This window comes from Pseudomonas sp. zjy_15 (assembly GCF_043101865.1).
GTDB lineage: Bacteria > Pseudomonadota > Gammaproteobacteria > Pseudomonadales > Pseudomonadaceae > Aquipseudomonas > Aquipseudomonas putida_Y.
Genome location: NZ_JBICII010000134.1, coordinates 36,284 through 43,711, shown reverse-complemented (window position 1 = coordinate 43,711; position 7,428 = coordinate 36,284). Strand labels below are relative to the sequence as shown.

General features: G+C 58.1%; 5 protein-coding genes and 4 tRNA genes. 7 read left to right on the top strand and 2 right to left on the bottom strand.

Translation table 11 applies throughout. The annotated features are described in order from the left end of the window. The first annotated feature begins 133 nt into the window (after positions 1 to 133). The 5 genes from ACF8EF_RS24925 (at position 134) to ACF8EF_RS24905 (ending at position 1,762) form a co-directional block, all read left to right on the top strand. Positions 134 to 209, top strand: a tRNA-Val gene (locus tag ACF8EF_RS24925). 65 nt (positions 210 to 274) lie between these two features. Continuing rightward, a tRNA-Asp gene (locus ACF8EF_RS24920) sits at positions 275 to 351 on the top strand. Positions 352 to 450: 99 nt separating this feature from the next. Then, positions 451 to 527, top strand: a tRNA-Asp gene (locus tag ACF8EF_RS24915). A 141-nt stretch (positions 528 to 668) separates the two neighbouring features. Beyond that, positions 669 to 745: transfer RNA gene (locus ACF8EF_RS24910), tRNA-Asp, on the top strand. 198 nt (positions 746 to 943) lie between these two features. Then, positions 944 to 1,762, top strand: a complete 819-nt coding sequence (locus ACF8EF_RS24905; protein ID WP_392461022.1) for a DUF2242 domain-containing protein — start codon at positions 944 to 946, stop codon at positions 1,760 to 1,762. Between the two features lie 92 nt (positions 1,763 to 1,854). Here the strand turns inward: ACF8EF_RS24905 and ACF8EF_RS24900 are convergent, their stop codons facing one another. Both ACF8EF_RS24900 and ACF8EF_RS24895 read right to left on the bottom strand, forming a co-directional pair. Beyond that, positions 1,855 to 3,201: an MFS transporter gene (locus ACF8EF_RS24900; protein ID WP_392461021.1), complete on the bottom strand. Its 1,347-nt coding sequence runs from the start codon at positions 3,199 to 3,201 to the stop codon at positions 1,855 to 1,857. 412 nt (positions 3,202 to 3,613) lie between these two features. Continuing rightward, positions 3,614 to 4,450, bottom strand: coding sequence for an IclR family transcriptional regulator (locus tag ACF8EF_RS24895; RefSeq protein ID WP_176684517.1), 837 nt, complete (start codon positions 4,448 to 4,450; stop codon positions 3,614 to 3,616). Positions 4,451 to 4,533: 83 nt separating this feature from the next. Here ACF8EF_RS24895 and ACF8EF_RS24890 point away from each other — a divergent pair, with 83 nt between their 5' ends. Next, positions 4,534 to 5,340 carry an enoyl-CoA hydratase/isomerase family protein gene (locus tag ACF8EF_RS24890; protein ID WP_392461020.1) on the top strand — a complete coding sequence of 269 codons (807 nt, stop codon included), beginning with the start codon at positions 4,534 to 4,536 and terminating at the stop codon, positions 5,338 to 5,340. Between the two features lie 3 nt (positions 5,341 to 5,343). Next, positions 5,344 to 7,425, top strand: a complete 2,082-nt coding sequence (locus ACF8EF_RS24885; RefSeq protein WP_392461019.1) for an acetate--CoA ligase family protein — start codon at positions 5,344 to 5,346, stop codon at positions 7,423 to 7,425. Positions 7,426 to 7,428 lie beyond the last annotated feature (3 nt).

The following is a 7,428-nucleotide window of genomic DNA, read 5'->3' as shown; positions in this document are numbered from 1 at the left end:
GCGAAGAGGCCGGCACAGGCAATCACATCACGTTGCCTTTTTGAAAAAAATTCAATGGGGCTATTGACTTAGCTTCGCCACCTGCGTAAATTTCGCGGCCTCAGCGAAGCAAACGCAACAAGCAACATCGCGAGGGTGATTAGCTCAGCCGGGAGAGCATCTGCCTTACAAGCAGAGGGTCGGCGGTTCGATCCCGTCATCACCCACCACTTCCTGAGATGTTCCTGGAGCATCGGATTCGCAAGAAGCCGATAGCCAGAGAGGAACGCACTGCGCAGCGGTAGTTCAGTCGGTTAGAATACCGGCCTGTCACGCCGGGGGTCGCGGGTTCGAGTCCCGTCCGCTGCGCCATTTTTCAGTAACAGATGGGTGCCTGGCACCGGTCTGAAGCCACAAGGCGAACGCCTTGGGCTGATCCCAGTTTCAATCGGGCGCAAGCCTGAACGATACGCAGCGGTAGTTCAGTCGGTTAGAATACCGGCCTGTCACGCCGGGGGTCGCGGGTTCGAGTCCCGTCCGCTGCGCCATCTTCGTTTCAAGGTCCCTAGAACGCCTTGAAGCAAACACAAAAGAAGCGATCACGTTATCGCTTTTTTTGTGCCTGCCCTGAGGCCATTGCGTCGGAAGGGTAGACCCAGGTTTCAATCGGGCGCAAGCCTGAATGATACGCAGCGGTAGTTCAGTCGGTTAGAATACCGGCCTGTCACGCCGGGGGTCGCGGGTTCGAGTCCCGTCCGCTGCGCCATCTTCGTTTCAAGGCCCCATGAACGCCTCGAAGCAACGTTAAAGCGACCTTCGGGTCGCTTTTTTCGTTGGTGCACCTGGCAAATGCCGGCCTTTGCCAGGCTTTACACCAACCTGACAGATTCTTCACCGACCAGCGGTTCCTGTGCCTGCCTGCTGTGTTGCACAATAGGCACTTTCCATATACCCGGAATTCGCAATGACCAGATCTTCCGTCTTTGGTGCGCTCGGGCTGGCCCTGGTGCTGGCGGGCGTGACCGGTTGTTCCTCGAAAAAAGCGGCCGTCTATGAGCACGAGAATTTCGATGACTCGGGCACCTTCTCACGCAGCTTCCCGGTGAGCGATGCCGGCTCTTGCGAAGCCGCCCGGCGTGCCTTGCTTAGTCAGGGATACATCATCACCAGCAGCGGCGCCAACCAGGTGGTGGGTAACAAGAGCTTTCAGCAAAACAGCGAGAACCACCTGCAGATCAGCTTCAATGTCACCTGTGCACCGGACGTGAGCGACGACCAGCACTCGACCATGTTCGCCAACGCCCTGCAGGACCGCTATGCGCTGAAAAAGTCCAACACCTCGGCCAGCCTGGGCGTGGGGGTGCTGGGTTCGGTGTCGATGCCGATCGGCTCCAGTGACGATTCGATGGTCAAAGTAGCCAGTGAGACGGTGACTGCGGCGCAGTTCTATGACCGTTATTTCGCCTTGGTGGAGAGCTACCTGCCCAAGCCGAAGAAGGTCGAAAAGGCCAAGGTCGAGGCGCCCAAGGTGGAAAAGCCGGCGGTGGACCTGGGGCTGCCGGAGCAGGCTGCGGCGAACCCGGTGGCGCCGGCTCCGGCAGCAGCACCGTTGATTGAAGCGGCACCTGCACCCGCGGGCGTAGCCCCGGCCAGCGAGGCGGCAGCGGCGCCGGTGGTGGATGACAGCCAGGGTTCGCAGCCGGTGGCCCCGCCGGTGGAAGCTGCACCCATTCAGGTACAGCAGGATGCCCAGCCGGCCGAACCTGCTGCCCCCTCCCTTTGATTGCGAGCGTGAAGCGCTACCCCCTGTGGGAGCAAGAGGCCGTAGCCCTGACGAAGGTGGCCAGGCAGTCCCCTCGTACTGCAGTGCAAGTCTTATGACGTGCCCGAGGCGTGGGCGTCACCGTTCTGTCTCATCAGTTGCCCAGGTTTCTCCTTGACCATGCAACCCAGTACAACGGTCAGCACGGTGGCTAAGCAAAGCATGAACGCCATGCCCATCAAACCGGCGCTGAACGAGCCGGTAACGTCTTTTAGCCAGCCGACAGCGTAAGGACCCACCAATCCGCCCAAGCTTCCTGTTGCGTTGATGAATGCAATGCCACCAGCGGCTGCTTGCTTGCTTAGAAAGGTAGAGGGAATACTGTAGAAGCAGGTACGTACGGAACCCAGGCCGATGAGGGCAACTGTCAGCCCGAATAAAGCGGGCAGGAGGTCACTGTAGACCACCGAGAATATGAAACCGGCAGCCCCGGTGCCGCAGGTGAGTGCCAAGTGAAGGATATAGCGTCTTTTATGAGCAAGTACCTTGGCCCACAGCAGCATGGCAACACTGGCAATCATGTAGGGCGCGGCGGAGATCCATCCGATCTGCATGGTCGTCAGGTTATGACTCTTCAGAATTTGTGGGAGCCATACACCGATGCCCAAAATGCCGATGATGTAGCTGAACAGAATGCCTGCGAGCAACCAGACACGTGGGTCTTTGAGTGATTGGCGGAAGCTGTGCGCGCTTTTGGATTCGTGCTCAGCGTCCAAAACAGCTTGCAGAGCTGCTTTCTCTTCCATCGTAAGCCAGTTGGCATCTGCCGGTTTGTCGGCCAGCAGGCGTAAACACAAAAGGCCCAGGAAGCATGCTGGAAGCCCTTGGAGAACGAGCAACCATTGCCAGCCAGCGAAGCCCCAGATGCCATCCATTTGCAACATGGCGGCAGACAAGGGGCCGCCAAGAACGGACGACATAGGGATTGCGAACAGAAACCACGCCATAACCTTCGTACGGTAGTGAGCGGGAAACCACAAGGAAAGGAAGAAGATGACGCCAGGGAAAAATCCTGCCTCAGCAATCCCCGCGAGCAAGCGGATCACCGCATAGCTGGTGGGGCCTTGTGCCAGGGAGGTTGCGGCGGCAAACAGTCCCCACGTGATCATTATTCTGGCAATCCACCGTCGAGCCCCATATTTGTAGAGTGCCAAGTTGCTCGGGACTTCAAATATGCAGTAACCCAAATAGAAAATACCCGCTGCGAAACCAAACTGCGACGCGGTTAGCCCTAGGTCATCATTCATCGTTAGGGAGGCGAACCCGACGTTGGTGCGATCCAGATAGTTGAAAAAATAAGCAAGGGCCAAAAGCGGAACAAGCCGTAGTGCGGCTTTTTTACACGCGCGTATTTCCGCAGGATCTCTTTCCTGCGCAGTTGAAACAGTCAAGGTAGTCATCTGGCGACCATTATTTTTTTAGAGAAAGAGCTCGGCAGCATAGAGCAGCTAAAACTCAGACCGCCAAGACCTTTAGACCATGACTTGCCATACCATCACGGCATACGTTTGCCATGCCCTACAGGCATTGCACTCTATAAAGACAAAGCATTAGTGTTTTTTCGGATAATGAATAATATCGCTGGTCACGTTCCGGCCCTGGTGGGTATCCACTCTACCGACCAGAACAGAATTCTCATGTTTGGTCGTGGCGTCTGGCTTATGCTCAGGCCTTTCACACACCGCTTGGCTACCGTGCGGGTATGCCAGGCGTTTTTTTTGCCCGAGTTTCGTGGACGGTGCGGGGCATAACGGCTGTAGGCCTGCTTATCGCCGTCTGGAAGGAGCCATCGCGAGGATCGAACCTGAATGCTTACTCATCCTCAGGCAGACTAAGTGATGCACGGATGGCGTCTGCGAGGGTCAGGAGGATCGGCGCGTACCGTTCGATCACATTTTCCGGCGCTTCGGCGGTTGAGAGGCTGATGTTCAGAGCGTGTGTCTTGTAAACCGGGTGATCAAGCGGAGTCGCGATAGCAATGACCTCAGGCTGCCAAGAGGCTGCGCAATAGCCATTGGCTTTCACATCAGCAATCGCCGCTTCAATATCTCGCACCAATTGCCCCGCCTTGGCTTCGCATCGTCTCGAACTGAACAGCTCGATCAGCGGTCTTCGTTGCGCAGCGTCCAGAATCGAAAGGTAGGCCCTGCCCAGGGATGTCATATCCATGGGCAGCCGTTGGCCGGTCAGTACGTTTCGCGGGGATTTGCGTTTACTGAAGCGTATGGATTCCAGGTAGATCATCTCGTCACCGTCCGCTGCGGCAAGGCCAACATTCACTTGGTGTTCCCGAGCCACCTGCGCCATCAGAGGCGTAGCGACTTGAAGCAGGAAACTGCCGTGATACATGGAGTGAGCCATGGCCAATACCGAGGGCGCTAGCCTGTAGCCACCTGAAATGGTGTCGTAGTCGAGAAAGCCAGAACGAACGAGGGTTTGTGAAAGCCTGCTTACAGTTGATTTGGACAAACCTGTGGTTTCGCTCAGGTCACCGTTGGTGAGGTGCTCGCTGCCTGGCCTGAATGCACGAAGGATATCCAATCCGCGTTCTAGCGAGCGATTCAATGGTGCCTTGCCCTGCCCGGGAATGTAGGGGGAGGTTTTACCTCCCTCGCCTTGTTCCAACAGGTGGAACGGTCGCGTTGTCATGAAAACCCCTCTCCCTCAGATTGCAAACAAGCTTGGCTCATCGCCGGGCGGTCAATCAACCCGAATAATAAGAGAGGTACCGCATGACGACTTCCCCGGAACTGTCGACGCCGATCGACCTTGCCGTTACCGACGGTATTGCAACGCTGACGCTCAACCGCCCAGAGGCGCGTAACGCCATCAGCGACGATATGCGGACTTTGCTCATCGATCACCTCGAGCATGTCGCAGCGGACAGCAGCATCAAGGCGCTGATCGTGACTGGCACTGGCAAAGGGTTCTGCGCGGGGGGCGACATCAAGGGCATGCAAGCCCGGATGAGTGCACCGGCCGGTTCGGTCGCCTTCAACGGTTGGAAGCGTCAGCAACGCGTCCATCACGCGGTATCGCTGCTTCATAACCTGCCTAAACCCACCATTGCTGCGGTCAATGGCGCGGCGACCGGTTTGGGCTGCGATATGGCCCTGAGCTGCGACTTCATCATCGCGTCCGAGCAAGCCTCGTTTGCCATGAGCTACATCGCCCGAGGACTGATCCCTGATGGCGGTGGTTTGTACTTCCTTCCCCGCCGTGTTGGGCTGAGCAAGGCCAAAGAGTTGATTTTCAGCGGCCGTAACGTTAGGCCATCCGAAGCACAGCAAATCGGCATGATCGACCGTGTGGCCGCGCATGAGAACCTTCTCCAGGAGGCTCAAGACTGGGCTCTGCAAATTTCTGCTGGTTCGGCAACCGCTTTGGCGCTGAGCAAGTCGATTCTCAACAACACCTTCGAGCTGACCCAGAGCCAGATTTTCTCCATGGGCAGTCAAGCCCAAGGTATCTGTTACACCTCCAGCGAGCATCAAGAGTCGGTCGCTGCCTTCCTTGCTCGCAAGGCAGAGCGGAGCTGAATCATGGACCAGATTGCACGCCTTCTCAGCCCCGGCAGCGTCGCCGTCATCGGCGCATCGGGTGATGCCCGGAAGACCTCTGGCCGTCCCATCGCATTTCTTCGCAAACACGGCTTCAAGGGCCGACTGTACCCGGTGAACCCGCGGTATGAAGACATTGACGGATTGCGCTGTTACCCCTCCGTGGAGGCTTTGCCTGAGGTGCCGGACGTCGCAATCATTCTGCTTGGGCCGGAGCGGGCCAACCAGGCTGTCGCCGAGCTGGCTGCTCGCGGCTGCCCAGCAGCAATCGTACTGGCGGGAGGTTATGGTGAGACCGGCACGACCGGAGCGCTACGCCAAGAGGAGCTCAAGGCAGCACGAGGCTCGATGAGAGTTCTTGGCCCTAATACCATCGGGCTGGTTAACCTCACGGAGCGCGTGACCCTGTCTGCGAGTGGTGCTTTGGACATGGACGAACTGCTCGCCGGCCACATCGCTGTGGTTTCCCAGAGCGGCGGTATCCTGGGGGCACTTCTCTCTCGCGGTGTCGCTGCTGGAATCGGGTTCTCGAAGCTTGTTTCGACCAGCAACGAAGTGGATCTGGACGTCGCAGATTTCGTTGATTACCTCGCTGATGATCCAGCCACATCGGTCATCGCGCTCTACATAGAAGGGCTGCGCGACAGCGAGAAATTCAGCCGAGCCGCTGGCAAAGCCCGCAATGCTGGCAAGCCAGTGGTGGTCTACAAGGTTGGGCGTTCCGAGGCAGGTGCCCACGCCGCCAATTCGCACACTGGCGCGTTGGCCGGCTCCGATGACTTGTACTCCGCTTACTTCCGACAGCTAGGTGTGATTCGCGTGGAGACCTTCGCCGATCTGCTCGATATCCCCTTTGCTTTGGCTAGCGGCAGACCGATGAATGGCCACCGTGTGGCAATCCTGACCTCGACCGGTGGCGCCGGGACGCTGATTGCCGATAACCTCGGCATGAGTGGTTTCGAGACGCCTGCACCTGGGCCGGAAACTGCTGAAAAGCTGCGCAACCTGGATATCGGTGACCAGGCAGTGCTCGATCGCAACCCTATCGATCTGACGCTTGCTGGCTTGCAGCCCGAGTTGATGCGCAGCGCCATCGGCATCCTGCTGGACAGTGATGACTATGATGCTGTGGTCAGCGTGGTTGGCTCATCGGGAGTCGCGCAACCCCATTTGATGGCGGACGCTATCCGCGACAGCCTGGCCAGCTCGGAGAAACCAGTCCTGGCTTACATCAGTCCGCACGCCCCCGCTGCGGCTCAGCGAATCAACGGTTCGGGGGGAGTGGCGTTCACCGCCCCTGAGAGCTGTGCCAGCGCGCTCCGGGCTTTGCTGATGCGCACCAAGTCAAGCCCGCCAGGCGAGCCTGGGGTCGCTCCATCTGCTGCTGAAGGTTCGACCCAAGCGCTGCCAAGTGGCCCGCTTGATGAAGCACGGAGCAAGCGCTTGTACGCGAGCTTTGGCATTCCTGTTACTCGAGAGCGGGTGGTGAAGAATGCCCTCGAGGCAGCGCAGGCTGCGCGTGAGCTCGGCGGGCATGTAGCCCTGAAAGTACTGTCTGAGCGGATCCCGCATAAGAGTGAAGTAGGCGGAGTGGCCCTGCATCAGTCTTCGGACACCGTCGGTGATTGTCTGGAACGGATGCGTGACAAGGTTGGCGGTCATGTTGGCTTTACCCCGGAGTCGTTCCTTGTCCAGGAGATGGTCACTGGTGGGCAGGAGTTGATTCTCGGTTTCCATCGAGACCCTCAGCTCGGTCCGGCACTGCTGCTCGGAATGGGAGGCGTCACTGCAGAGCTTTTTCAGGATACGACTCTGCGTCTGCTTCCTGTAAGTGAAGATCAAGCCCGCGAGATGCTCAGTGAGCTGAAAACCTACCCACTTTTGGATGGCTTCCGAGGAATGCCGAAGGCAGATGTCGACGCTGCCGCCAGGTGCATCGCAGCGTTTTCGAAAATGGCCATGGCGCTCGGCGAGCGATTGGTTGAGGCGGAAATCAATCCGCTGCTTGTTCGCCCCGCAGGTCATGGAGTGGTCGCGCTCGATGGTTTGACGATCGTTGCATGAATA